The following is a 25103-nucleotide window of genomic DNA, read 5'->3' on the forward strand; positions in this document are numbered from 1 at the left end:
CCCCACTGCCTATAGGGCCGGGGGGGGAGCAACGGCGAGCGCACCGCGTTAGCGGGCGAAAAAGGCGACAAACCCCCGCGTCGGGAAAGCCGAAAACGTGGGAAGGCTCAAATGCGTTCCAGGCTCCGCCCCGTACTCCGCGGTCCGAGCAGTGCCACGTCCAGACACAGCAGCACCATCAGCCCCGCCGACCCCGCGAACACCGCGGACGCCCCGAGGCCGCTCAGTACACGAAGCGCGACGAACGGCAGTACGACCGAGGTGAGCCGGGACAGCGAGTAGGCGATGCCGATCGCGCTGCTGCGCAAGCCGGTCGGGAAGAGCTCGGTCTGGTAGACGTGGAAGGCGTTGGAGAAGACATTGCTGCACACCGTCAGCAGGAAGCCGAAGGTGACGACGGCCCAGGAGGCGGCGGCGAAACCGAAGGCCAGACCGCAGCCGGCGATGCCGAGGGCCGAGACGATGATCAGCGTGCGGCGCTCGATCCGGTCGATGAGCGGGACGGACAGCGCGGAGCCGACCGGATAGCCGCAAAAGCTCAGCGCCGCGTACAGCAGCGACTCGGTGACGGTGTGGCCCTTGGCGGTGAGCACCACCGGTGCCAGCGACCCGAAGCCGTAGTAGCCGACGGTCTGCAGCACCTGGAAGATCCACCACATGACGGTGCGCCGCCGCTGGTCGCCGCGGAACATCTCGGCCAGCGGCACCTTCCGCTCCGGTACGGTCTCCGCCTCCGGTACCGACGGCAGGCTGCCCCCGCTCTCCCGGGCCACCCGCTCCTCCAGCCCGGCCACGATGCGTTCGGCGTCCTCGCCACGTCCTTGCACCATCAACCAACGGGGGGATTCCGGAAGTTGGCGGCGCATCACCTGGAGGAGCCCGGCGCCCAGCGCACCGGCGACCAGCAGCCAGCGCCAGCCCTCGACGCCCAGCGGCTGATGGGCGGCCACCAGCCGGGCGCCGAGCAGCGCGGCGACCGGAACGCCGAGGAACCCGAAGGTGTACGCATGGGCGATATAGCGGCCGCGTACCGCCCGGGGCAGGAACTCCGCGAGATAGGTGTCGACCAGTACGAGTTCGGCGCCCAGCCCCAGACCGGACAGGAAGCGCAGCACCAGGAACCAGGACAGGTCCGGGGCGAAGGCGCACAGCAGCGAGAAGAGCGAGTACGCCGCCAGGTTGATCATGAACATCCGGCGCCGCCCGAAGCGGTCGGCGAGCACCGAGAGCACATTCGCGCCGACGAACATCCCGAGGAAGCCCGCGGCGATCACCCAGGACTTCGCGGTGGGCCCGAGGTGCCACTGTTCGGTGAGGGCCGCGGCCAGCACCCCGCCGAGGAAGATCTCGTAGAGGTCGAAGAAGGCCCCGATGCCGACGACGAGGGTGATCCGGCGGTGCCACCGGGACGGCGGCAGCCGGTCCAGTCGTGCGGCGGCCCGGATGCCGGCGGGGGTCCCCCCGCGCCGTTCAGGCGTGGGAGAGGTGGTGTCCGTCATGGCGGTCCTCCCCTGAGCAGGTCCCGGCGCGCAGGACGGAGCCAGGTCCGCACCGCGCGGTCGGGCGTACGGCGAGGACCGTACTCCTCCAAGATCAGCAAGCGGAAGACCGCCTGCCCCCTCGCCCCGGACGGTGGAAGTGGCCTGCGGATTCGGTACCGCCGCAGGACCGGTGGATACCATGCCGGGGTCAACCGAACGGTCCGGGAGGGGCTCCGCGTGACGGCGAAGCAGGACGCGCCACGGCTGTCCGATCTCATGCCCTGGTCCGTGGCGCCGCTGCGGCTCGGCCGCTCCTGGGTGCTGGCACCGGATCCGGCCACGCTGCGGGCCCGCTGGGCGGCGCTGGTGGACGCCGAGGACGCGGCGGCCCGCGAGCGGCTGTTCCGGCCGTCCCGGGCCCGGACCCTGCACTCCGCCGTCGGCCAGCTGCCGGGCCAGGCCACGGCGACCGAGCGGCTGTACCGTGCGGGCGGCCCGTGTCCCGAGCCGGTACGGGTGGCACACGGTCCGTTCGACCAGCAGTGGCTGCTGCCCGATCACCGGCTGATCGACGGCGCACGGCCGGAGTTGTGGCGGGTGGCGGACGGACGGCAGCTGTTCGTGGTCGAGTGGGGGCAGGTGCCGCAGGTGCCCGGCCCCGCGGTGGCGTGCTCCGCGCTGCTGCCCGACGGGCGTTCACCGGCCGGCCGTCCCGGACGGATCCGTCCGTTCTACCGGCGGCCCGGAGGACACGAGCCCAATCTCACCCCGGGCCTGCTCGCCCTGCTCGGCAGGCGCCTGGACCGCCCTGTGGTGCCGACGGACCTGCTCGCCTGGCTCGTCGCGAGCGCCCGGCACTCCCCCGAGGGCTGCACCGTGCCGCTCACCGCCGACCCGGAGCTGTGGGACCGCGGCGTCGCACTCGGCGAGCGGCTGCTCTGGCTCGCCACCCGGGGTGCCTACGCCCCCGGGGCGGACGGCGGGCACGGCGGCGAGCGGCCCCGGATGCCGGGCGGCCGGCGCCCGTACGTACGCTCCGCGCTCCCCGCCCGCGGGCTGCCGCAGGACGTCGCCTACGACCCGGCGGAGGAGGCGCTGCTGCTCGATGGCGGCCGGATCTCACCGGTGCCGCCGGGCGCCTGGGACTTCCACGCGGGCGGCGTGCGCGTCCTGGAAGCGTGGCTGGCCGAGCGCACCGGCACGGCCGCGGCGGGCCCGGACGCACCCGAGGCCGGTTCGCTGGCGGCGCTGCGCCCCGCCGACTGGCCGCAGGAGTGGACCTCCGAGCTGCTGGAGCTGATCACCGTACTGGCACTGCTGTCCGAACTGCAGCCGCGGTGCGAGGAGTTGCGACGGCACACGGAGGACGGCGGTCCGCAGCTGACGGCCCGCGAACTGCGGGCAGCCGGTATCCTCCCGGCCCCGGTCTCCGCACACCGCCCGGCCTCGGTGCTCGACCACCACGAGGAGGGCCCGGAAGGGCAGTTCGCACTGCTGTGAGCCGCACTGCCGTGAGCCCCGAGGGGCCGCGGCGGATGCTTTCGGGGAAAGGGGAAAGCCGCCGGCCCCGGCCCGGGTCTCGCCGGAGGGGCCCGGAAGAGACCCGGAAGGCCGGAAGGCCGGAAGGCCGGAAGGCCGGAAGGCCGGAAGGCCGGAAGGCCGGAAGGCCGGAAGGCCGGAAGGCACACAAAACCACCCGCTGCCGGGCAACGGGTGGTGGGGAGTGCTGCGCCGGCCGGGTGGGGGACGGGGCCGGAGCAATCGAGCGGGTGCCTCACGGCATCTTCGGGGCAGGGATTCCCGCCCCGGCGAGCACACCGACGAGCTGCCGGCGCCCTGGGCCTGACGAGCGATCGGACCGCGGTGCCGCGCCGGGACGGTGTGATCGCCCGAGATGCCGCTTCAGAAGCGGATCAGCCGTGACCCCCGAACAGCGAGCGCCGCAGCCTGCGCAGCGGCGCGAACAACGACACCCTGGCGCTGCGACTGTTCCTCGCACGCGAGCGATCACGCGCGGTGAGCTCCTGCATCAGCGAGGTCGCGCCCTCCACCTCGCGCTGCGGAATGGCGGGACCACCCAGCACCGCGAAATGGCGGTCGAGACGCGCACTGGACGCACCGCTCCCGCAATTCATGGCAGGGACTCGCGCCCTGCTACGCACTGTTATCTGTTCCATGACTCTCCCCACCCTACGAGGGCACCCGGCCCGGGCAGGGTAACCCTATCTCTCTCGGAGGACACGCGTGCAGACCGGTCAACGGATTCACCTGCCTCGCCTTGACGTTGACGAACACCATACGGAATGTCACGTACACCGCATGGGCCAGGGCGAGTTGAGCGTCATCGGGCTTCCGCGGGGGCGGCGCGGGGCGCCTGACGGGCCGCCAGGGCGCACGGGGAGAGACGGGGATCTCACTTCCTCTCCCCGGCGACCGGCGAGCGGATGTTTACGCAGCGGAGGCGAACACCGGCAGATAGCCGCCGGACTGCCCGGCGGCGGTGGGGTGGTAGGACTCCAGGACGGGGAAGGTCACGCTGTGCAGCCAGGCACTGCCGGAGCACAGCTCATGGCCGGAAAAGGTGGCGTTGACATCGGCGAAGGTGAAGCCGTGGTCGGCGGCCCGCTTGGCGGTGACGCCGTTGATGTCGTCGGCGGCCGCGTTGATCGCGGCACGGGACTTCTCGGAGAGGCCCGCGATACAGCTCCCGCGGAGCTTGTAGAAGTGGGGGTAGCCCACGACCACCACATGCGCGGCCGGAGCCCTTTGGGAGATGGCGCTGTACACCCCGTCGAGCTGACCGGGCAGGGTGGTGTCGATGTAGGTCCTGGCCTGCGCCACCCGGGCCAGGCAGGCGCTCTCGCCCTGGAGCGCACAGGTCGTCATGGTGTCGGCGAAGCCTGCGTCGTTGCCGCCGATGGTGATGCTGACCAGGCCGGTGGAGCTGTTGAGCGGTTCGAGCTGACCGCTGAGAACGTCACCCGTTCGGGCGCCGGAACAGGCGGTGAAGCGGAAGGAGGAGGGGGAGTGCGCGGCGGCCCACAGGGCCGGGTAGGCCTTGGTGCTGCGCTTGCAGGAGCCGCTGGCACTGTCGTAGCTGCCGGCTCCCACACCGGAGGAGTAGGAATCGCCGAGGGCCACATAGCCCGTGGCGGTGGGGAGTTGGGCCGACACGGCGGCGCTCGCGCCGGTGAGCGCGAGCGCCGTGGTGACGAAGAAGGCGGACGTCAAGGCCGCAAATCGGGACAGTCTCATGGAACCTCCCTTAGCAGGGTCTCTGCCACATTCGTCGTAGCAAAACTCACGGGTAGCCGGAAGTGTTCATGCCAAAAATCATCGGCAGTTCACGGCAAATATCCCGATACGAGGGGATGTTCACCCCTCCCCCCGGGTCACGGCGCTGCCTCCGGGGCGCGGGTGCTTCTCCTCTCCGGTGCTCCTCCTCTCCGGTGCTCCTCCTCTCCGGTGCTTCTCCTCTCCGGTGCTTCTCTCTCCGGTGCCGCTCCTCGTCGGGGCTGTCCGGGCCGGATCCGGGCCGTTCCGGGCCGGTGTGCGGCGGACCGGTCATTCCTCGGCGGGGACCGGGCGGCCGGTGAGGCCGGGAACGAGGAAGGCGGTGGCCGCGATGACGACGGCCACCAGCAGGATCACCAGCGTCGGACGCGTCCCCAGACCGAGCAGTCCGGCGCCGAGCAGGCCCCCGGCGAACATCGCGGTGACCGAGACCAGCCGGCGGCCCGCGACGTGGCTGCCGTACCCCAGGCGCTTGTCGTGCCCCAGCGGTGACCCGCTGACCAGGGCCGTCATCGCCCGGGTCTCCACCGTCGTCGTGAAGTCGGGGGCGGCGGTCCGTATGGCGGTGACATTGCGCATGCCCATCGCCACCGCCATCAGCCCGACGACCACCAGTCGCCGCCCCGGCGGCAGCTCCCGGACCGGCCCCCACTCCCATGCGGCCGCCGCGGCCCCGGCCAGCAACGTCGCCTCCGTCGCCAGCGCGACCGGGAACCACTGGCGCCGCCGCACGGCCAGCGCCGATTCCCACCGCGCCCCGAGCGCCGCCCCCAGGGCGAAGGCGCCGAGCGACACCACCGTCGCCAGGACCGGCAGCCCGCCCTGACCGGCGATACCGAACCCGAGGAAGAGCAGATTGCCGGTCTGGGTGGCGGTGAAGACCTGACCGAGCGACAGAAAGCTGACGGCGTCGAGCACTCCGGTGGCCACGGTCAGACACACCATGATCACCGTGAGGGCGATTCCGCTCGGCGGCTCCACGGGCACGGCTCCTTCCGGCGGTCACCTGACCTCGCGGCACGTCCCCCCAGTCTCCGGACGGCCGGCCCGCGTTGCCGCCATTGCGCCGTCCGAGGGCGGCCCGGCGCCTTCACCCCCGCACGGTTGCGTAGGTTTCCGGCCTTCGTCATGTCTTGACGGTGCTCCGAGCGTTGCGCGACATTGAGGCCCGGCATCCGGCGCTTATGGGGGGCAAAGCTGCCAATGCACACCAAGACCATCGCCCGTCACGGCTCGCACGACCTGCCATCACCCGGAGAGCGGCCGGCGAGCGCCACCGCGTCGCTGCTCGCGGGGGTGGCGGTCGGTATCGGCATCATGGGCGCCGTCCTCGCGCTCGCCGATATCGGCTCACCCCTCCGGGCGCCGTGCACTCTCTTCTTCCTTCTGATGGCACCCGCCGGCGCGCTCGCCGTGGCACTGGGCCGGATGGATCCGCTCGGCCGCGCGGTCGCCGCCGGGGCCGGGGCGCTGGCCATCGATCTGCTGGTGGCGCAGACCATGCTGGCGCTGCATCTGTGGTCCCTGCGCGGCGGCGTGCTCGCGGTGGCGGCGCTCAGCGGCGTCCTGCTGCCGGCCGGCGCGGTACGGCGGCGCACGGCCCGGGCCACCGGAAGCCGGGCGGGTTGAGATGGACGTCGCGGTGTACCGCCCCGGCGAACTGACCGGGGCCGACCGGAGTGCCTGGACCGCCCTGCAGTCCCGGGCACGGTCCCTGGGGACGCCGCAGTTGGCGAACCCCTTCCTCTCCCCCGAGTTCGCGCTGGCCGTCGGCCACTGCCGGAGCGGCGTACGGATCGCGGTGCTCCATGAGCACGGCGAGCCGGCCGCGTTCCTGCCCTTCCAGCGCTCGGCGCTCGGGACCGGGCGGGCGGTCGGCCTGGGCGTCTCCGATGCCCAGGGGCTGGTGCACCGGCCCGGGTTCCGATGGGACGCCCGGGAACTGCTGCGGGCCTGCGGGCTGTCGGTGCTGGAGTTCGATCATCTGGTGGCCGGCCAGCACCCTTTCGAGGCGCCCTCGTTCAGCCGTCATGCCTCACCCGTCATCGACGTGCACCAGGGCTTCGAGGCCTATCTGGCGGGGCTGCGGGCCCGGTCGCCGAAGTTCACCCGCACCACCCTCGCCAAGGAACGCAGGCTCGGCCGGGACGTCGGGGCGCTGCGCTATGTCCACGACGAGCGCGACCCGGCGGCGCTGCGGACGCTCATGCAGTGGAAGTCGGCGCAGTACCGCAGGACGGGGCGCAGCGACCGCTTCGCGCACCCCTGGATCGTCCGGCTCGTGCAGCACCTGTTCCATACCCGCAGCGCTTCCTTCGCGGGGCTGCTGTCGGTGCTCTACGCGGGCGAGCGGCCGGTCGCGGCGCACTTCGGGCTGCGTTCGGAGTCCGTACTCGCCTGCTGGTTCCCGGCCTACGACCCCCGGTTCGCGAAGTTCTCCCCGGGACTGGTGCTGCATCTGCGGATGGCGCAGGCGGCGGCCGCGGAATCCCTCGGGTACCTCGACCTGGGGCGCGGCGCGAAGGACTACAAGGAATCCCTCAAGACCCGTGAACTCCTGGTGTCCGAGGGGTGGGTGATGCGGCGGCATCCGGTGGCACTGGGGCATCGGGCGCGGCGGGCGCCGGTGCGTGCACTGCGCCATGCGGTGCTGGCCAGGCCGGAGCTGTTCGCGCCCGCCGACCGCCTGCTCAAGCGGGTGGGCCGGATCCGGTCGGGGCGGTGACGCATAACCCGGCAGCGGCGGTCGTGCCGGGGTTTTGCGGAGTTCCGGAGGGCGCAACGGGGCGTGCGCCGGTGCATCAATACGGGCGTGCCCCCGAGTGCACCGGCCAGTTGCCGCAAGGGGTATTTGACGTGGAAGGGCGTGCCCTACAGTCCCTGACATCAATACCGACGCACATCCACCCGCACCGGACGATCATCGCAAGAAGGCTCTGGGGAGAGCCCGCGCGACACGATGAAGCGACCGGTGCGGTGCGCGGTGGGGGGGTCCCGTGCGTACGGTCGTCTGCTTGCCGATCACAGCTTGCCGAGGGCCGGAGCACGAGCCGCGCAGCCGGAAACACGCGTGTCTGCTCGCCCTGTCCGCACGGTGAACCCTGCCGTGCGACCGGGGTGTGAACCCCCCTTTCGACCCGGATGACCACAGAGACCGCCCGGGGGTGGGCGGTCCACCGGACGAGAGGGCAAGAAACCCGATGAGCTCGTTCCTTCGCCCGGCCGACGCGGAAGAACCGCCGCTGACGCTGCTGCCGGACCAGGCCGTCTACCGTCCCGTTTCCTCGCACCTGGCCATCGCTCCACCGGTCAGTGTCGTCATCCCGGCGATGAATGAAGCGGAAAATCTCCCGTACGTCTTCAAGACCCTGCCGGACTGGATCCATGAAGTGATCCTGGTCGACGGGAATTCCACCGATGACACGGTCCGGGTCGCCCGTGACCTGTGGCCGGACGTCACGGTCGTACCGCAGCGCGGCAAGGGCAAGGGCGACGCGCTGATCAGCGGTTTCGCGGCCTGCACCGGCGAGATCATCGTGATGATCGACGCGGACGGGTCGGCCGACGGCGGCGAGATCGTCAGCTATGTCTCGGCACTGGTCTCCGGGGCCGACTTCGCCAAGGGCTCGCGGTTCGCCAACGGCGGCGGCACGGACGACATGACGCCCGTCCGCAAGCTCGGCAACCGCGTGCTGACCGCCGTGGTCAACACCAAGTTCGGCGCCCGCTACACCGATCTCTGCTACGGATACAACGCCTTCTGGCGGCACTGCCTGGACGAGATAGCCCTGGACTGCGCCGGGTTCGAGGTCGAGACGCTGATGAACATCCGGGTGGTCAAGGCCGGGCTGCGGGTACAGGAGATCCCCAGCCACGAGTACAACCGCATCCACGGCGTCAGCAATCTGCGGGCGGTGCGGGACGGGCTGCGGGTGCTGCGGGTGATCCTGCGCGAGCGGGGCTCCCGGAGGAACCGGGCGGCCCGGCCCGCGCTGATCACCGGGAACGCCCGGTGAGCGCGGCGAGACCGGCGGCCGGCCCGGTGCCACGGATCTCCGTCGTCATCTGCGTCCACACCGAGGACCGGTGGGACGACATCCTCGCCGCGGTGACGTCGGTGGACGGCCAGTCCCATCCCGCCCATGAGCTGCTGTTGGTGGTGGACCACCACCCCGCGCTGCTGGCCCGGCTCAGGGAGCACTTCAGGGGCGCTCACGCGGGCGCAGCTGATTCTTGTGCGCCCGCAACTCCCGTGCGGATCATGGCCAATTCGGGACCCCGCGGGCTGTCCGCGGGGCGTAACACCGGTGTTGCCGTGGCCGGCGGTGAGGTCATCGCCTTCCTGGACGACGATGCGGTGGCCGAGCGGGACTGGCTGCGCCACTTCGCCGCGGCCTACGCCGACCCGGCGGTGATGGCGGTCGGCGGGCGCACCGAGCCGGTCTGGGCGTCCGGCCGCCGTCCTGCGTGGTTCCCCGAGGAGTTCGACTGGGTGGTGGGCTGCACGTACCGCGGTCTGCCGCCGGGCAGGGTGCGGGTGCGCAACGTCCTGGGCGGCAATGCCTCCTTCCGCAGGGTGGCGTTCGATCTCGTCGGCGGGTTCGCCGTCGGTATCGGCCGGGATGCCGGGCGGCGCCCGCTGGGCTGCGAGGAGACCGAGCTGTGCATCCGGATCAGCCGCTCGCTGCCGGACGCCGTGCTGCTGATCGACGACCGGTCGGTCATCCACCACCGGGTCCCGGCCGTGCGGGAGCGGTTCGGCTACTTCCGCAGCCGGGCGTATGCCGAGGGCTTGTCCAAGGCGCTGGTGACCCGCAGTGTCGGCGCACGGGACGGGCTGTCGGCCGAGCGGCGCCATACGACCCGGGTGCTGCCCGTGGGGGTGCTGCGCGGGGTGCGCGACGCGCTGCTGCGCCGGCCGGGCGGCGCCGGGCGGGCGGGCGCGATCGTGGCCGGCGTGACCGCCGCCGCGGCAGGCTATGCGTGGGGCACCGCACGGGCCCGGGCACGGGGGGCACAGCAACGGTCGCGGTCATGGGCCCTCAAAAAGCCCTTGGGGAGACGGGGAGTTGCCCGGCCGGTGGCAGGTGCGGCCGCCGCGGCGGTACCGGAGCGCGAGGGGGCGGAGGTATGAGCGAACGGCCGCCTGCGGTGCCGATATTGATGTACCACGCGGTGACCCCGGATCCGGCACCCGCCGTGCGGGAGCTGTCCGTGCCGCCCGAGGCCTTCGCCGCGCAGCTCGCGGTGCTGGCCGACGCCGGCTTCACCCCGCTGACCACCGCCGCGCTCGCGGCGGCCTGGCGGAGCGGCGGACCGCTGCCGGCCAAGCCGGTGCTGATCACCTTCGACGACGGCTACGAAGGCGTGTACCGGCACGCGCTGCCCGCGCTCGCCCGGCACGGCTTCCCGGCCACCCTCTTCGTCTCGACCGGCTGGCTGCCCGGTCCGTACGACACCGGTGGCGCCCTGGACACCATGCTCGATTGGGACCAAGTGCGGAAGCTGGCCGCGGCGGGTGTGGAGATCGGCGGGCACAGCCACAGCCATCCGCAGCTCGACGGCCTCGGTGACGCACGGCTGCGGCACGAGGTGCTGCGGTGCAAGGAGATCATCGCCGAGCAGGTCGGCACCCCACCGGAATCCTTCGCCTACCCCTACGGTCACTCCAGCCGGCGGGTACGGCGGACGGTGCGCGCGCTGGGCTTCTCGCAGGCACTCGCGGTGAGCAATGCGCTCGCGGCCCGCCGTCAAGGGCCGTACGCCCTGGCCCGGCTGACGGTGCGGCGCCGTACGGACACCGAGGAGTTCGCCCGGATCATCGAGGGCCGCGGGCTGGTCCGCGCCTTCGCCCGGGACCGGGTGCTCACCAAGGGGTACGCGGTGGTCCGCAGGGCGCGGCAGGCGGTGCGGCTGTGCACGCCGGGCGGCTGAGCACACCGCGGCACGCCCGCGGCGGAGGAAGGGGCAACGGAGCCGGTGTCTGACACCACCACCAAGACCGAGGAGCACACGGAACCGGAGCCCCGGGGAGGCGGCGGCCGCGCGCTCCGGCTCCCCGGACGGGGCGGCGGGAGTCCGCTGTTCCGCAACGCCTATGCGCTGATGCTCAACACCGGCGTCTCCGGGCTGCTCGGCCTGGGGTTCTGGCTGGTCGCGGCCCGTTACTACACGGAGTCCGCGGTCGGCCAGGGCTCGGCGGCCATCGCCGCGATGAAGCTGCTGGCCGGGCTGACGGCGGTGACCCTGACCGGCGCGCTGGCCCGCTTCCTCCCGGTCGCCGGGCGGGGCACCGGCCGGCTGGTACTGCGCACCTACGCGGTCAGTTCGGCCGTGGTGGCCGCCGCCGCGGCCGTCTTCCTGCTCACCCTCGGTCTCTGGGGGCCCTCCTACCGCTTTCTGCACGGCCCGCTGAACGGCCTCGGCTTCCTGCTGGCCGTGGTCGCCTGGTCGTTGCTCACCCTGCAGGACGGGGTGCTGACCGGGCTGCGCAGTGCCCTGTGGGTGCCGGTGGGCAATCTCTCCTTCTCCACGGTGAAGCTCGGGCTGCTGGTGGTCTTCGCCGCGGCGCTGCCCACCGCCGGGGTCTTTGTCTCCTGGGCCGCGGCGATCACGGTATCGGTGATTCCGCTGGGCTGGATGGTGTTCCGGCGGCTGGTGCCCCGGCATGTACGGGCCACCCACCACACCGCACGGCCGCCGTCGCTCCGGGAGATGGGCCGCTTCCTGGCCGGCGACTCAACCGGGTCGCTGTTCTCGCTCGCCGTGGTCTATCTCGTGCCGGTCCTGGTGGCCTCGCAGGTCAGCGCGACGGACAATGCGTACTTCTACATCACCACCACCATCGGCGGCACGGTCAATCTGCTCGCCCTCAACATGGGCGCCTCGCTGACCGTCGAGGGGGCGCACGATCCGGCGCAGCTGGCCCACCACACGCGGGCCGCGCTGCGGCGGATGGCCCGCATCATGCTCCCGGTCTGTGCCGTCCTGTTCCTCGGCGCTCCCCATATTCTGGGGATCTTCGGCCCGGGGTACGCGGAGGCGGCCACGCCGCTGCTGCGCTGGTTCGCGGTGGGGGCGGTGCTGCGGGTCGTGATGGAGGTCCATTTCGCGGTGCTGCGTGCCCAGAGCCGTACGTCCGGACTGGCCGCTCTGCAGGGCCTGTTGTGTGTACTGGTGCTCGGGCTGACACTGGTGCTGCTGCCGCGGATGGGGCTGACCGGCGCCGGTGTCGCCGAGATCTCCAGCCTGGCGGTGATCGTCGCGATCGCCGGTGTCCGGCTGAGCCGGGTAGTGCGCGGGACGGTGCCCGCGCCGGCCACCCGCACACCGGCGGGCGGACCCGCCCCCGACGGGGTGGTGGCAGACCTGTCCGTCCACGGGGACCTGGGGGATGCGGTGCGAGGGGACCGGGCGCGGGGCGAGCCGGCGGTCACCACCGTGCCCCGCTCGCTGCCCGGGGGCGGTCCGCCGGGCCGCCGCGCGCTCCGCGTACGCCTGCGAAGCCGCCCCGACCTCGCGGTCTGGGCCCTGCTGGCCACCGCGCTCGCGCTGTTCTGGCTGCCGCTGCGCGGGATGGGCGACACCGCGTTGGACCGGATGAACGGACTCGGGCTGATCTCGGTGCTGCCCGTGGCGACGCTCACCGGGGTCGCCTTGCTGGTGGCGGCCTTCGGCGCGGCGCTGTCGCTCTCCCGGCCACGGCGGGCGCTGCTCGCCGCGGTGCTGCTGCTGACGGTGGTGGCGCTGCATGCGCTGCCGGCCGTACTGGAGACCGAGCCGCGCTTCCCGACCGCCTGGCAGCATCTGGGTTTCCTGGACTACCTCGGCAGGACCGGAACCGCGGTACCGGACCTGGACGCCCGCTGGAGCTGGCCCGGCTTCTTCGCCGCGGCGCAGTTCGTCGCCGGGGCCTGCGGGGTCACGGACTTCACCGAAGTGCTGCGCTGGTGGCCGCTGACCGTACAGCTCCTCTGCCTGGCGCCGCTGTTCCTCCTCCTGCGGGCGGTACGGGCGAGCTGGCGGGCGAAGTGGTGTGCCCTGTGGCTGTTCGCGCTGTGCGGATGGGTCGGCCAGGACTACTTCTCGCCGCAGGGGTTCACCTACCTCCTCTACCTGGCCTTTGTGGCGATCTTGTTGGTGTGGTTCCGCGAGCCCCGGCCGACGTGGGGCCGGCGCCGGCCGGGCGAGGCGGAGGTGCGGCCGGCCGGCCACGGTCAGCTGGGTGCGCTGCTCGGCGTGCTGATCGCCCTGTTCACGGCGTCGGTGGCGGGCCATCAGCTCACCCCGTTCGTGATGCTCGGGGTGCTGACCTTCCTGGTGCTCGCCCGCCGCTCCAGCCTCTACGGCCTTCCGCTGCTGTGCGGCGTCCTGGTCCTGGCCTGGATCGGGTTCCTGGCGGAGCCCTACTGGTCGGGCCACTTCGACGAGCTGTTCGGCGGGCTCGGCGGCATCGGCGGCAATGTCGCCTCGTCCGTCACCGACCGGATCGGCGGCGACCCCACCCACAAGCTGGTGCTCTACACCCGGATGGCGCTGGCGGGCGGGGTACTCGCGCTGGCCTGCTGGGGAGTGCTGCGACGGCGGAGGGCCGGCTTCATCGAACGCGCGCTGCCGGTGCTGGCCTTCGTGCCCTTCCTGGCGTTCGGGATGCAGTCCTACGGCGGCGAAATGGCGCTGCGGGTCTTCCTGTTCGCGCTGCCGGGCGCCGCGGTACTGGCCTCGCTGGCGCTGTTCCCGCGCGACACCGGCACCCGGCGCGGTCTCGGTCCGCTCGCCGCGCTGCTGACGGGCCTGCTGCTGGCCTTCGGCTTCCTCGTCGCCCGCTGGGGCAACGAGCCGTTCGAGCGGGTCCGGCCGGGCGAGGTCGCGGCGATGGACTACGTCTACGCGCACGACCGGCCGACCGCGCGGCTGCTGTGGCTGAGCAGCGACCCCGTCAACAGCGTCACTCCGGCGATGCCCTGGGGCGCCAAGGACATGGAGCGGGTGCAGTACGCACCGGTCCTCGCGCCCCGCGATCCGGACCGGGTGGGCCCGGTCGTGACCGCCCTGCGGGACGCCGGGCCGCAGTCGTACCTCGTCGTCAACCACGGCCAGTCGGAGTCGCTGCGGCTGGATTCCGGGTACCGCAAGGACTGGGAGGCCCGGCTGCGCGCCGCCCTGGACCGGCGCCCCGAGCTGCGGCGGGTGCTGTCCCGTCCGCAGGCGGCGGTGTACGAGCTGACGCGGCGCCCGGCGGGCGAGGTCCCGCCGCCCCGTCCCGGCAGAGCGGGCCCGCAGGTGACCTGGACGCCGTGGTCGGTGCTCGGTGCGCTGGCGGCGCTCGCGCTGGTCGTGGTGCTGACGGCCCGCGAGGTGCTGCGGGTCGCGGTCGCCCCCGGCGTGCGTCAACTGCACTGGATCCAGGGGATGTTCTGGTTCTCACTGCCGCTGCTGGTGGTGTTCGTGGCGTCGCTGGTGCAGCGGTTCCTGACGATGTCGTGAGGGATGCCGCGCGCACGCCGAGGGGCCGTCCGGCAACGCGGCACGCGCGGGTCAGGGGCGGGGCCAGGTGCGGGGGCCAGGTGCGGGTCAGGTGCGGCCGATCCACCGCACCTCGTAGCCGGCGAGGGTGACGTCCTTGCCGTCCACTCTCGCCACGGCGCGGCGGTCCCTGGTGTTGACCAGCAGCGCCGTCCGGTCATCGGCCAGGCCCCGTACCGTCGTCCCGCCGGTGTCGAGGTCCTGCGGCCGCTCCCCGGGTGGAAAGGCGCGGGAGAACCGGGACAGCAGGTCCATCATGGGCAGCCCCGCTCCCCCGTCGTTCCGTGCGGTGCTGGTCCACAGGCATCCGGGGCAGTGCGCTCCCCCGGTCTCCGGGTTCCAGTAGAAGCCGCCGCCGGCGCCGCCGGCCGCCATCTCGATCAGCGCGGTGGCCTGTACGGCGGTGCGGCGGCGCTCGCTCCAGCCCGCCCGGTCGTCGTTCTCGTCCGGGATCTCGACGTACCACTCCGCCCACCACAGCGGCAGCCCGCTCGCCTTGCGCAGCCAGCGTCCCACGTCGGCGAATTTCCGGGTGGCGGCGAACGCGTCCGGGGCGTACCGGTCGTCCTTGCTGTAGCTGGAGCCGTCGACGACCAGGAAATCCGCGCCGGCCTTGTGCCGGTTCCAGTACGTGAAGGCGTCGAGGGTGCGCCGGTCGATGCTGCCCCAGGGGCCTTTGAGGCCGGAGGCATAGGTGTCGTCGCCCGGGACATAGCTGTCCATCACGAGATAGGGGCCGCCCACCTGATTGGCGCTGTTCACCTTCTTCACCGCGCGGTGGACCAGGTTGTACAGGCGGGTATAGCCCTCGTAATTCCAGCGGCCCTTGGCGTCGTCGAAGAATCCCTTGAATTCATTCCAGACGACGAAGTGCCGGACGTCCGGATAGCGCTGGGCAATCTTTCCGGCGAGCGCGGCGAAGTCCGCGTAATGCGCCGGTTCCGGCGCCTTTTCCAGGGCGCTCCAGTCGGTGCGTCCTGCCGTGCCGCCCTTCATCCAGTCCGGTGCGCAGCACAGGGTCAGCACGGGGGTGCCGCCGGTCTGCCGGATCAGCGCGAGCCGGCGGTCCAGGTCGGCGAAGTCATAGCGGCCCGGACTCGGTTCGGGGTTGTCCGCACCCCAGCCCATCAGGTGCTGGTTCTGCGGCATCGGATGGGCGGACAGCAGCCGGGCGGCCCGTGCGGTGGCCGCATCGGTGCCGTCGTCCGCGCTGAACTGGGTGTGGGTGAACCCCCAGCCCACCGTGGGGCCCGCGACACGCGGGCGCGCGGGCCGCTTCGCATCCCCGCCCTCGTCACCCGGAAGGGAGCAGAGGACCAGCAGTATCGCCAGCACCGCCACCCCCGCCGCGATCGCAAAGCCCCGGCCCTGACGTTCCCCACCATGGCGTCGCACAATGGGCAGATTAGCCAGCGAACCACCCGCTACGCCCGGGTTTCTGAGTAACAGTTCTGTTCTGGTGCAGGGAAAACGCCGGGATAATCCGTGTGCGTGGCGGGCAGCTGTGACAGATCATGGCCGCATGTGTGCCGATCACGTCCAGCCGTCCGCCGCCGAGGAGTCCCTTCCGCTCCGGCTGACCATGGACGACAGCGATGCGCCCGCCGATGTCGTCGATGCGCTCTTCCTCGGGCGATTCGCCAAGGGAGAGCAGCCGTACTCCCGCAGCCGGTCCATGGACCGGGTGAAGTCCGGCCTGACGCTGCTGCCGCCGGACGCACGGGTCCTGCGCTCGGCGAAGGACGAGGACCGCAGCGCCACGCTCGCCGAGGGCGACGGTTTCACCCTGCTGGTCTCCCGCTGGAACCGCGGCGCCGATGTGACGGTCACGGCCGTCACCGACGAACTCGCCGAGAAGGTGCTGGGACAGGCCGCCGACGGCGCGCAGGACGAACCGGAGCCGCAGCCGGAGAACGTGGCGATGGGCTTTTGGTACTTCTCGCCGCGTCGCGGACCGCACCGCACGTCCCGGCAGATCTCGGCGGGCACCTGGGAGGAGATCCGGCCCAACTACACCGCGCCGGTGGCCGAGGCCATGGACCGGCTGATGAAGGTGGCGCCCGGGGAGATCGCCGGCCGGCTGCTGTTGCTGCACGGCCCGCCCGGTACGGGCAAGACCTCCGCGCTGCGCACGCTCGCCCGCTCCTGGCGCGACTGGTGCCAGGTCGACTGCGTCCTGGACCCGGAGCGGCTGTTCAACGACGTCGGCTATCTGATGGACATCGCGATCGGCGAGGACGACAGCACCGGCAAGGGCCGCTGGCGGCTGCTGCTCCTGGAGGACTGCGACGAGCTGATCCGCGGCGAGGCCAAGCACGCCGCGGGCCAGGCGCTGTCACGGCTGCTCAATCTGACGGACGGACTGCTGGGCCAGGGCCGTAACGTCCTGGTCGGGGTGACCACCAACGAGGATCTGGAGCGGATGCATCCGGCAGTGATCCGCCCCGGCCGCTGCCTGGCCCGGATCGAGGTCGGGCCGCTGACCCGCCCCGAAGCCGTGCGCTGGCTCGGCACGGAAGCGGGCATCGGCCGCGAGGGCGCCTCGCTCGCCGAACTGTACGCACTGCGGCGCGGCAGCCGGCCCGCCTCGGTCCCGCCCCAGGACTCGGGTGCCGGTGCGGGGCTCTACCTGTGAACCTCAACGAGCTGGTCGACATGGTCACCCGCTACCTGCGGGGCGTTCGGTAGCGGGTCGGCAGGGAGAGGCCGGCGGACGTCGGGAACACGCACCCGGTTGAACGTCTGTCTGGCCGACCCCGCACCCGAGGTGGCCGTCATCGCAGGTCAACGCCCGCTCCCCGTGGCTTCAGTGCCACCGGAGGAAGTTCGGGTGCGGCCAGCCGCTCCCCGTCATATCCGTGCACCTCCCCGAAGCGCGAGCCCGACATCCAGGCCTCTCGGGCCTCCTCGATGTCCTGCTGCGAACGCCCCACGAAGTTCCACCACATCAGGATCTTCTCCTCGAACGGTTCGCCGCCGAGCAGCATCAGACTGCTGTCGGAGCCGGCGCGCAGGGGCAGTTCGCTGCGTCCGCAGCCGAGGTAGAGGAGGGCGCCGGGGGCGAGGCGCACCCCGTCGACCTCGCTCTCGCCGGAGATGGCCAGCGCCGCGTACTCGAAGTCGGGGTCGACCGGCAGGCGGGCGTCCGTGCCGGCGGCGAGCGTGAGGTCGGCACCGGCCAGCGGGGAGTAGGTGGTGCCGGGTGAGGTGGCGCCGGCCAGCTCGCCCAGGACGACGGTGGCGGACAGTCCGCCACCGCCGGTGATCACCGGCAGCTCGGTGTGGTGCTCGAAGGCCGGGGCGGTGTCACGGTGTCCGCCGGGCAGCGCCACCCACAGCTGGGCGCCGTGCAGGGTCCGGCCATGGCCGGACGGTGACTCCTCGGAGTGGGCGATGGCCCGGCCCGAGGTCATCAGGCCCAGCTCCCCCGGCCGCACGGTCTGCAGGCTGCCGAGGCTGTCGCGGTGCAACACCTCGCCCTCGCGCAGCCAGCTGACGGTCTGCAGGCCCATGTGCGGGTGCGGCGGCACCTGCATCCCGGGCTCACCGGCGATGTCGTCGGGGCCGTAGTGATCGACGAAGCACCAGGCGCCGACCATCCGGCGGCCGAGGTTCGGCAGCAGTCTGCGGACGACGGTGCTCTCACCGAGCGGCACCTGCTTACCGGGCTGGACGTCGCGGACCGGGCCCGTACGGCCGTTGCCGCCGCACGGATGGGGCGCGGGTCTGAGGTCGAGGTTGCTCATGGCGCCACGATAGGCACGGCCGGGGGTACGTCCCGGGCAGGCGCACGAGCTGGGCGGGGTGACGCACCGTCATACATACAGCTCCCGCAGCCTTACGGACAGGCAGGTCACGCAGCCCTCCAGCTTCTCGAACTCGCTGATGTCCACGCCGACCGGCTGATACCCCAGGTCGGTGAAGAGCTCCGCGCTCCTGGGTGCGGAGGCGGCCATCAGCAGGGTGCCGCCGCCGAGCAGCACGACATGGGCGCCGGATTCCTCGGGGACGGGCAGGAAACGGGTGAACGCTGCGGGGTCGTCGACCAGGGGCGGATAACCGATGACGGTGCCGTCCGGGAGGGCGGTCACCGCGGACTTGAGGTGCAGCACCCGGCTCACCGGTACGGCGACCACGCGGGCCCCCAACGGCTCGAAGACGGCTCGGAGCTGACGTATTCCCTCGGCGTTGGTGCGGCCGCCGCGGCCGACGTAGAGGGTGTCGCCGACCTTCAGGACGTCACCGCCGTCGAGGGTGCCGGGCTCCCGGATCTCGTTGACGGAGCAGCCGAGCGCCTCCACGGCCGCGCGGGCGCCGGGCACCTCGGCCCTGCGGACGCCGGCCCCGGGGCGGGCGAGCAGCGCCACATTGCGGAACATCACCATGGCGTCCTCGACGAAGACCGCATCGGGGCAGTCGTCGGCGGGGCCTGCCTCGACGGTGCGCCAGCCGTGGTCGCGCAGCACCTGGACGTAGGCCTCCCACTGGCGCAGGGCGAGCACGGGGTCGACCGGATGCCGTTCGATATGGGTGACCAGACCCTCGGCGAGGCGGGGGCCGGGACGGCGGACGAGCGCGTGCTTGCTGGGCATGCGGATCCTTTCGGGCGTGGAGCGTGGTGGCTGCGGTTCAGGCGTCGGGGTAGGTCGCGCGCAGGGCGTTCTCGACGGCGGCGAGGGCGGCACGGTGGTCCAGGCCGAGGCGCCGGGCGCGGTGGGCGTAGCTCTCGGCGGCCGCGGCGGCTTCCTTGTCCGCGGCCTCCCCGGCCGCCGCGATGAAGCTGCCGTTACGGCCCCGGGTCTCGATCACCCCGTCGGTCTCCAGGGCGCGGTAGGCCTTGGCGACGGTGTTGGCGGCCAGGCCGAGGTCTTCGGCCAAGCCGCGCACGGTGGGGAGTTTGTAGCCGACCGGGAGACTGCCGTCCCTGGCCTGGTCCGCGATCTGGGTGCGTACCTGCTCGAACGGCGCGGCGTCCGCCGCCGGATCGATGGTGAGGGTCAAGGTCTGCGGGGACACGGTGGCGCTCCTGGTGCTGTGGGTGGGGCGGGCGGACGCGGAGCGTGCTCGTACCCCCCGGGGCCTCGGCCCCCGGGAGGGGTGCCGTGCTCGTACCCGTCCGTCGGTGCGCGGTTTTGTCGCATCCATTGTGCGTCAGGAGCGCGGGCCGTGCGGGAAGGTGTGGCGGGCCGTGCGGAAAGGGATGGCGGGCGGGGCGGAAAGGGATGGCGGGCGGGGCGGGAAGGTGTGAAGGTGGGGGTGCTGCACGACGCCGAGGGGCCCGGCCAGGCGGCGGTGTCCCTTCAGGTACACCCCGGACGTCGCGTCCGGCGTGCGGGCCATGCCCCTCGATGCCATGCCCCTCGATGCCGTGGCCCTCGATGCCATGCCCCTCGATGCCATGCCCTTCGATGCCATGGCCCACGAGGACTGGCTGCCGAGCAGGGCGCTTTCGGACGGCCGGGCGCTGCCGCACACCTGGGAACACCCCCCTACCTATCGATCCGGATCTGACCTCGGTGGTGACCGTGGACGGGGAGATCGCCTCCTTCGCCCTGGCCGCAACGGACGGTGACGCCCGCTACTCCACCGCCATGACCGGCACCCGCCGGGCCTTCCGCGGCCGGGGACTGGCCCGGCCTGGCCGACCGGCCGACCGGCCGAGGCCTTCTCCCTCCACCGCGCCCGCGACCCGGGCTGCGCCGAGGCCTTCACCCACCACGACTCCGGCAACACGGCGACGCTCGCCGTCCACCGCGCCTTCGGCTACCGGCCGTTCGCCGCGCCATGGCGGTATGTGCGGGAAACGGCGGCCGGCTGACCCGCCCTGACGCCCGCTCGATCACTTCGGTATGCCGGGCGGGAGCTCGGCGATCAGCGCATACCGCTCGTCGGTCACCTCCTTGCCCCACAGCGCCGGGTCGTGCGAGAGGTCGTCGACGCGGGTGTGTGCCGCCAACGGCCCGACCAGGGCCGTGAGTTCGCCGGCCGGGATACCGATCGGCTCGGCCTCGCCCCAGCGGCCCTCGACCAGCACCAGCCGCCCGCCGGGAGCGAGCAGCCCGGCCCAGTGGCGCAGGACGGCCGAAGGACCGGGCAGCGCCCACAGGACATGGCGCACCAGGACGGCGTCGAACCGCTGCTCCCCCACGGGTGGTTCGGCGGCCTCCCCGACCAGGAACGCGGCGTCGTGGCCCGCGAGCTTGCCGCGCGCCCGCGCGATCATGCGTGGGGAGCGGTCGACGCCCGTGACCCGGTGGCCCTGCTCGGCGGCGAGCAGGGCCAGGCTTCCCGTGCCGCATCCCAGGTCGAGGACGGCGGCGGGAGCGGACGGGAGCCAGGAGCGCAGCCGGGCGGCCCAGGCGGAGCGGACGGCGGGGTCGCGAAGGCCGTGGTCGGGCTCGTCGTCGAAGGAGGCGGCGGCCTCTTCCCAGTAGGCGGCGTCAGCGGTCGGCAGGGCCGATTCCCCCTGGCCGGCAGGGGGGTTGGGGAGGCCGTCGGAGGGCTGGCAGGCCGGGTCGGCAGGCGCGTCGGTACTCATACGCCGATGGTGCCAGGGACCACTGACAACGCCGGGTGAGAGCGTTTCGGCCGGGCGGGGGGGGCGCCCCGCGCCGGGCGCCGGGAAGAGCGCCCGGACAGGGTGAGGGAGTACCGTTGTAGGGGCCGGTCGGATGCGGCGACCCGGGCCCCGGACAGAGCGCCTGCCGCATGGTGGGACCGGCATTGGACCGGTCAGATGAGTGCTTCCCAGAGCAGCCGTCTCTCCGGAGACGGGGTCTTCGACCTCACACGGACGGCCGTGGTGATGGCCGATCGCGCAGGGGTGGCGCAAGGCTGGACCGCGGGCGCCGAGCGGCTTCTCGGCTATCCGGTGTCCGAGGCCGTCGGCCGGCCGCTGGCGGATCTCTTCGCCGGGGTGGGCGCAGGATCGGAACAGGACAGCAGGTGGGAGACCCGGCTGGCGTCGGCGGACGGCTGGAGCGGGCTGGAGGCCGTACGCCACAAGGACGGGCACCGGCTCGACCTGGAGTTCCGCGTGCTGCCGGTCATGGACGCCCACAGCGGCTTCTCGCGTCTTGTCCTTGCCGCCGAGATGGCCCGGACGCCGTGGTCAGGGGCGAGCCGGTCGTTTCTGGAGGGCATTCTCGGCATGTCGCCGATCGGTGTGGCCATGGTCAACGCCGATCTGCAGTTCGTCTGGCTGAACGACGCCCTGGAACAGATGGGCGGTACCAGCCGCGAGCAGCGCCTCGGGAAGCGCCTGGCGGAGGTGCAGCCGGGCCTGGCCGTGGAGGCCATCGAGGCGGAGATGCGCCGGGTGCTGCGTACCGGCACTCCCTCGGTCGGCTACGAATACCTGGGGCGGCCGCAGTCCGATGCCCAGCGCGAGCACGCCTACTCCACGTCGTTCTTCCGGCTGGAGGACGAGGCGGGACAGGTGCTCGGCATCTGCTACATGGTCCTCGATGTCACGGAGGGTTACCGGGCCCGGCAGCGGATGGCGCTGCTGAACAAGGCGGGGGAACGCATCGGCAGCTCACTGGACGTCTGGCAGACCGCGCAGGAACTCGCCGATGCGGCGGTGCCGGATCTCGCCGACTTCGTGACCGTCGATCTGCTCGATGCGCTGCTCTCCGGGGAGGAGGCGGCGCCAGGACCGCTGGACGCGGCGGATCTGCTGACCATGCGCCGGGCGGGAGCGCAGTCCGTCCACGAGGGCTGCCCCGAGGCGGGGGTCGCCATCGGGGAGCCGACCGCCTATCCCCCGTCGGCGCCCGTGGTGGAGAGCCTCACCAAGGGCGAGTCCACGCTGCTGCGGACACTGGATCCCGCCGACGGTGACCGGACTGCCGAGGACCCGGTCCGGGCGGCGCATCTGCGGGCGCTGGGCTTCCACTCGCTGATGGTGGTGCCGCTGCGGGCGCGGGGCGTCTTCCTGGGAGCGGCCGCGTTCGCCCGCTGGCAGGCCACCGGGCCGTTCCAGCCCGACGACCTGGTGCTCGCCGAGGAATTCGTCACCCGCGCCGCGATCTCCATCGACAACGCCCGCCGGTACACCCGCGAGCACACCGCGGCCCTCACCCTCCAGCACAGCCTGCTGCCGCGCGATCTGCCCGAGCAGTGCGCGGTGGAAGCCGCCTACCGCTATCTGCCGGCCGATTCGCTCAGCGGGGTCGGCGGCGACTGGTTCGATGTGATCCCGCTGTCCGGGGCCCGGGTCGCGCTGGTGGTCGGTGATGTGGTCGGCCACGGGATGCATGCCGCGGCCACGATGGGGCGGCTGCGCGCCGCGGTGCAGGCGCTCGCGGACCTGGACCTGTCCCCGGAAGAGGTGCTGGCGCATCTGGACGACATGCTCAACCGGGTCGCCCACGACGCGAACGCCGACGACGGAGTCATCGGAGCCACCTGCCTGTACGCCGTCTACGACCCCGTCAGCTGCCGCTGCACGCTGGCCCGCGCCGGCCACCCGGCCCCGCTGCTCGTCGCCCCCGACGGCGCGGGCAAGCTGCTGGATCTGCCGACCGGCCCGCCGCTGGGGCTGGGCGGCATGCCCTTCGAATCCGTCGAACTGCCGTTGCGGGAAGGGAGTCTGCTGGCCCTCTACACCAATGGGCTGCTGCTGGGTAAGGCCCTCGATCTCGACGGGGGGATCAGCAGGCTGCGGCAGGCGCTGGCCGATCCGCAGGCTCCGCTGGAGGACATCTGCGAGACGGTGATCGGCGGTCTGCCGGGCGGGCGGCCGGTCGACGATGTGGCGCTGCTGCTGGCACGTACCCGGGCCCTGCCCCGGGCCCGGCTGGCCACGTGGGAGATCCCCGCCGACCCGTCCGCGGTCGGCGGGGCCCGCCGGACCGCGGCCCGCCTGCTGCGGGAATGGGGTCTGGAGGAACTCGGCTTCTCCACCGAGCTGATCGTCAGCGAACTGGTCACCAATGCCATCCGGCACGCCTCCGGGCCGATCGGCCTGCGGATGATCCGCGCGGGCGAGCTGATCTGCGAGGTCTCGGACGCCAGCAGTACCACCCCGCACCTGCGCCATGCGCGGACCACCGACGAGGGGGGCCGCGGGCTGTTCCTCATCGCCCGCTACGCCCAGCGGTGGGGCACCCGCTACACCGCCCAGGGAAAGATCATCTGGGCCGAACTGCCGCTCGGCCCCACCACCGGGACCGCCCCGCCGGCCGACCTCGGCACTCTCCTCGAAGACCTCGACGACCAGGCGGACTTCACGGGTGCGGAGGGGCGGTGAGGGGTGGTGAGGGGTGGTGAGGGGTGGTGAGGGGTGGTGCTGAGGGCGGGGAGCCGGGGACCGCAGGGCGAGCCACGGGGGGAGCCGCAGGGGGAGCCGCAGGGGGGAGGGAGCCACAGGGGGAGCCACCAGGGGGGAGCCGCCCGACGCGAAACTCAGGCGCACCAGCCGGGTCGTCACGGACTGCCGACGCAGAGCGGTCCCACCCCCGCTGCCCGTTTCCTCCCCGCCTGCCTGTGCCCCCGCTTAGCCGCTCCTTAAGCCCGCCATAAAGATCCTCAGGAACCCCTCTCCAGGGGCAAATCCGCTGCTCAGCGGGGCTAGCGTGCTTCTCGTGAGGCAGCACACTGCGGGCCGTCGGTGCGCCCTCACCGGGGGACGGCGCAGTGGCCCGCATCCCGCCCCCACCACTGTGCTGCCGCGCACCCCGCTCGATGCAACGGATGAAGGAGACCCCCACGATGACCGCTCGTCGCAAGGCCACCGGGATCGCACTGGCCGGTATCGGCCCGCTCGTGCTCACCGTGCTCACCGCGAGCCCGGCCGCCGCGCACGGTTCGATGACGGACCCGGTCAGCCGGGTGTCGGCCTGCTTCGCGGAGGGGCCGGAGAGCCCGAAGTCCGCGGCCTGCAAGGCGGCCGTGCGGGCCGGTGGTACCCAGGCGCTCTACGACTGGAACGGCGTACGGGACGGCGAAGCGGGCGGCCGGTCCAGGACCCGTATCCCGGACGGCAAGCTCTGCAGCGCCAACAACCCCGAGTACAAGGGCCTGGACCTGCCCCGCGCCGACTGGCCCTCCTCCAGGATGCGGGCGGGCAGCCACACCTTCCGCTACAAGGCCACCGCGCCTCACAAGGGGTTCTTCGAGCTGTACCTCACCAAGAGCAGCTACGACCCGGCCAAGCCGTTGAAGTGGTCCGACCTGGAGTCGAAGCCGTTCGCGAAGGTCACCGACCCGAAGCTGACCCATGGGGAGTACGTCTTCAAGGGCAAGGTGCCGGCCCGGTCCGGGCGCCATCTGATCTACAGCGTCTGGCAGCGGTCGGACAGCCCGGAGGCGTTCTACACCTGCTCGGACGTCGTCTTCGGGAAGGACGGCGGCAAGGCGGCGAAGCCCGCGCCGACCGCCTCGGCGCCGACCGCCCGCCGGCTCGCGGCGGGCGCCGGCAAGTCGTCGATGGACATGAGCGGGCACGGCCACGACGGGGGCGGCGCCGGCACGCCTACCGGTTTTGTCACCCCGGCGGGCGCCGATGCCCCTGCGCCGGGCGGCAGTTCGCAGGCCGGCGGCAACGCCCCGCAGGTCCAGGGCGGCGGCAAGCCGGCCGGCGGCCGACAGCTGGCGGAGACCGGTGGTGACGGCTCCACCGCCCCGATGGCCATCGGCGGCGCCGCCGTCCTGGCCATGGGCGCCGGGGCGCTGTTCGCCACCACCCGCCGCAGGGCCCGGCACCGCGGCTGACGACCGCGCCGGGGGCTGACGCCCACGCCGCGACCGTCCGGGAAACGACGCCGCCCCCTTCGCCCCGGGGACGGCGCCGCCCTGTGC

19 protein-coding genes are annotated in these 25103 nt (G+C 72.6%); 10 read left to right on the top strand and 9 right to left on the bottom strand.

Features of this window, described 5'->3' with window-relative positions:
- Positions 1 to 107 precede the first annotated feature (107 nt).
- Positions 108 to 1499, bottom strand: a complete 1392-nt coding sequence (locus ACGFR7_RS22955; protein WP_393322202.1) for an MFS transporter — start codon at positions 1497 to 1499, stop codon at positions 108 to 110.
- Between the two features lie 219 nt (positions 1500 to 1718).
- Between ACGFR7_RS22955 and ACGFR7_RS22960 the strand changes: the two genes are divergently transcribed.
- The gene (locus ACGFR7_RS22960; RefSeq protein WP_393322204.1) at positions 1719 to 2981 is read left to right on the top strand and encodes a type ISP restriction/modification enzyme; all 1263 of its coding nucleotides are present in this window, start codon (positions 1719 to 1721) and stop codon (positions 2979 to 2981) included.
- A 413-nt stretch (positions 2982 to 3394) separates the two neighbouring features.
- On the opposite strand, the gene ACGFR7_RS22965 is transcribed toward ACGFR7_RS22960, so the two are convergent.
- The 3 genes from ACGFR7_RS22965 to ACGFR7_RS22975 form a co-directional block, all read right to left on the bottom strand.
- A complete protein-coding gene (locus ACGFR7_RS22965) occupies positions 3395 to 3658 on the bottom strand; it encodes a hypothetical protein (protein ID WP_393322207.1) in 264 nt (87 codons plus the stop codon).
- A gap of 271 nt (positions 3659 to 3929) precedes the next feature.
- Positions 3930 to 4736, bottom strand: a complete 807-nt coding sequence (locus ACGFR7_RS22970) for an SGNH/GDSL hydrolase family protein (RefSeq protein ID WP_393322210.1) — start codon at positions 4734 to 4736, stop codon at positions 3930 to 3932.
- A gap of 309 nt (positions 4737 to 5045) precedes the next feature.
- On the bottom strand, positions 5046 to 5756 hold the full coding sequence (locus ACGFR7_RS22975; RefSeq protein WP_393322213.1) for a YoaK family protein: 711 nt from the start codon (positions 5754 to 5756) through the stop codon (positions 5046 to 5048).
- A gap of 222 nt (positions 5757 to 5978) precedes the next feature.
- Between ACGFR7_RS22975 and ACGFR7_RS22980 the strand changes: the two genes are divergently transcribed.
- The 6 genes from ACGFR7_RS22980 (at position 5979) to ACGFR7_RS23005 (ending at position 14261) form a co-directional block, all read left to right on the top strand.
- Positions 5979 to 6404, top strand: coding sequence for a hypothetical protein (locus tag ACGFR7_RS22980; RefSeq protein ID WP_393322216.1), 426 nt, complete (start codon positions 5979 to 5981; stop codon positions 6402 to 6404).
- Position 6405: 1 nt separating this feature from the next.
- Positions 6406 to 7500, top strand: a complete 1095-nt coding sequence (locus ACGFR7_RS22985; protein ID WP_393322218.1) for a GNAT family N-acetyltransferase — start codon at positions 6406 to 6408, stop codon at positions 7498 to 7500.
- Between the two features lie 475 nt (positions 7501 to 7975).
- Positions 7976 to 8791, top strand: a complete 816-nt coding sequence (locus ACGFR7_RS22990) for a glycosyltransferase family 2 protein (RefSeq protein WP_393322221.1) — start codon at positions 7976 to 7978, stop codon at positions 8789 to 8791.
- Positions 8788 to 9909: a glycosyltransferase family 2 protein gene (locus tag ACGFR7_RS22995; protein ID WP_393322224.1), complete on the top strand. Its 1122-nt coding sequence runs from the start codon at positions 8788 to 8790 to the stop codon at positions 9907 to 9909. Before ACGFR7_RS22990 ends, ACGFR7_RS22995 begins: the two co-directional genes overlap by 4 nt.
- Positions 9906 to 10709 (top strand): polysaccharide deacetylase family protein, encoded by an 804-nt coding sequence (locus ACGFR7_RS23000; RefSeq protein WP_393322227.1) that lies wholly within the window; start codon positions 9906 to 9908, stop codon positions 10707 to 10709. Before ACGFR7_RS22995 ends, ACGFR7_RS23000 begins: the two co-directional genes overlap by 4 nt.
- Positions 10710 to 10754: 45 nt before the next feature.
- Positions 10755 to 14261 (top strand): lipopolysaccharide biosynthesis protein, encoded by a 3507-nt coding sequence (locus ACGFR7_RS23005; RefSeq protein WP_393322230.1) that lies wholly within the window; start codon positions 10755 to 10757, stop codon positions 14259 to 14261.
- An 87-nt stretch (positions 14262 to 14348) separates the two neighbouring features.
- Here ACGFR7_RS23005 and ACGFR7_RS23010 read toward each other — a convergent pair whose 3' ends face one another.
- The gene (locus ACGFR7_RS23010; protein WP_393322233.1) at positions 14349 to 15695 is read right to left on the bottom strand and encodes a xylan 1,4-beta-xylosidase; all 1347 of its coding nucleotides are present in this window, start codon (positions 15693 to 15695) and stop codon (positions 14349 to 14351) included.
- Between the two features lie 127 nt (positions 15696 to 15822).
- On the opposite strand from ACGFR7_RS23010, the gene ACGFR7_RS23015 reads away from it, so the two are divergent.
- On the top strand, positions 15823 to 16935 hold the full coding sequence (locus ACGFR7_RS23015; RefSeq protein ID WP_393322236.1) for a DUF5925 domain-containing protein: 1113 nt from the start codon (positions 15823 to 15825) through the stop codon (positions 16933 to 16935).
- Positions 16936 to 17074: 139 nt separating this feature from the next.
- Here ACGFR7_RS23015 and ACGFR7_RS23020 read toward each other — a convergent pair whose 3' ends face one another.
- From ACGFR7_RS23020 to ACGFR7_RS23035, 4 genes are all read right to left on the bottom strand, one after another.
- Complete coding sequence (locus ACGFR7_RS23020; RefSeq protein WP_393322238.1) at positions 17075 to 18046, bottom strand: pirin family protein; 972 nt, start codon at positions 18044 to 18046, stop codon at positions 17075 to 17077.
- Positions 18047 to 18115: 69 nt separating this feature from the next.
- On the bottom strand, positions 18116 to 18892 hold the full coding sequence (gene ddaH / locus ACGFR7_RS23025) for a dimethylargininase (protein WP_393322241.1): 777 nt from the start codon (positions 18890 to 18892) through the stop codon (positions 18116 to 18118).
- A gap of 37 nt (positions 18893 to 18929) precedes the next feature.
- Positions 18930 to 19316: a GntR family transcriptional regulator gene (locus ACGFR7_RS23030; protein ID WP_393322244.1), complete on the bottom strand. Its 387-nt coding sequence runs from the start codon at positions 19314 to 19316 to the stop codon at positions 18930 to 18932.
- Between the two features lie 823 nt (positions 19317 to 20139).
- Positions 20140 to 20838 carry a class I SAM-dependent methyltransferase gene (locus ACGFR7_RS23035; protein ID WP_393322247.1) on the bottom strand — a complete coding sequence of 233 codons (699 nt, stop codon included), beginning with the start codon at positions 20836 to 20838 and terminating at the stop codon, positions 20140 to 20142.
- 198 nt (positions 20839 to 21036) lie between these two features.
- Here ACGFR7_RS23035 and ACGFR7_RS23040 point away from each other — a divergent pair, with 198 nt between their 5' ends.
- Entirely contained in the window at positions 21037 to 23553 is a 2517-nt protein-coding gene (locus tag ACGFR7_RS23040; protein ID WP_393322250.1) for a SpoIIE family protein phosphatase, read from the top strand.
- A 461-nt stretch (positions 23554 to 24014) separates the two neighbouring features.
- Complete coding sequence (locus ACGFR7_RS23045; RefSeq protein WP_393322253.1) at positions 24015 to 25016, top strand: lytic polysaccharide monooxygenase; 1002 nt, start codon at positions 24015 to 24017, stop codon at positions 25014 to 25016.
- The last annotated feature ends 87 nt before the right edge of the window (positions 25017 to 25103 follow it).

It is taken from the genome of Streptomyces sp. NPDC048516 (genome assembly GCF_043199875.1).
Lineage (GTDB): Bacteria > Actinomycetota > Actinomycetes > Streptomycetales > Streptomycetaceae > Streptomyces.